We start from the raw sequence: 1,427 nt of genomic DNA on the forward strand, positions 1-1,427 counted from the left end.
TAATGCTTGTAAGTTAAGAAGCTAACACCTTTTAGAAGGCCTAGTCGCATAGCGACTGGGCCTTCTTTTTACCGCTCTTGGATAGCTCCTATCTCGCCTTTCTGGCAACGTAAAACTCTCAGCCATATCTAGGATATAGTTCATCACCTCCGGGATTCTTCCAGGTGCGACGGCAGGAAGGAGTTGTAGCTGTCCTATTAAGAACAACGAAGCTTGTTTAAAGCCTATCTGGTAAGGCATTACCTTGTTTTGGTCGTAGGCCATTTGGCACATTAAGAACCGAAGTAAGTTATAGGCCAACAGCATCCCCCACAGTTCTTGTTCTATTAGTTCGGGCTTTTTGCTTCTTAGAGTCAGGTTGTTTTGAAGCATATATTGTTTCATCTCTCGATAACCCAACTCTATCTCCCATCGATGTCCATAAAGCTCTGAGATGTCTTTTCCTGGGTAGCGCAAGGGGTCAGTCATCGAGGTTAACAACCGTACCTCCTTACCCTTAATAGTCTTAGTTATCAATCGAGCTTCCAGTGTTTCCGGTGCATCGTGCCACTTTTTCCTAGCTTGAGGGGATAGCTTTAATTCGACCAACTCTTGCCCACGCCCTAACTTGCGAAGCGTTGTGTATTGAGCTCCTTTACGCATTGGAATAAGCCAATGCCTCTCTACTCCTGTTGTCTGCCAACGGTGCAATAGTCCTAGAGCGTAAAAACCTCTATCGAAGATAGTTAGGCTATGGTCGGGAGAGCGCTCAATGAGCTCCGTAGTTAAGTCCACTTCGCTCTTTGATGTAGAGTCGAACGATGCACTATTTAGAAGGTGACTTGTCAGCTCCATATGGCAGACCATTCGGACCTGAGGGTATTCGGACGAGCACTTTTGATTCCGAGTTCGACTGAAGCGCTCATCATTGTCTTTAGTATCAGGGGTTCGCCAGACTACACCGTCGACCGCATGAAGTGTTAAACCATGCCAGTCTGGGTGGGGCGTTTTGTCATTCCATAGTTTCTGCGTTTGAGTAAAGACGGATTTCATGACATCGGAGCCCAGCCTTTGTCTTGCCTGAATTACTGCACTCGGAGCAACAAATGGCTTCTTACCTGGGAGAAGAATATCCAGCTTCGAGACGACCTTCTCCATGGACAAATGGCGATACAGAGACATCCCAACAACACTCCAAACCATCATTTCCATTGGTAACCTTCGTCTGCGAATAGTCGTAATTCCTGTATCTTCCAAACACTGGGAAATGAGTTCTGGAGAAAGCAGATCAGATAAACCCGAAAGTTGCTCTGCAGAGAATTGATGAACTTGGTTAAGAGCCTGTCTTAAAAACATAAAAAAAATCCGAGTGCATTGAATACACTCGGATTTTGACACTTTGAATGGATCGTTCAACCGATCATTTAGTTGTTAACTGATCGGCATTA

At 45.3% G+C, this 1,427-nt stretch carries 1 protein-coding gene; it reads right to left on the bottom strand.

Going from position 1 to position 1,427, the window contains the following annotated elements:
• Positions 1-21: 21 nt before the first annotated feature.
• Positions 22-1,335 (bottom strand): IS4 family transposase, encoded by a 1,314-nt coding sequence (locus ACJB0T_RS21870; RefSeq protein WP_429758859.1) that lies wholly within the window; start codon positions 1,333-1,335, stop codon positions 22-24.
• Positions 1,336-1,427 lie beyond the last annotated feature (92 nt).

The sequence above is a fragment of the Vibrio sp. CB1-5 genome (assembly GCF_059412285.1).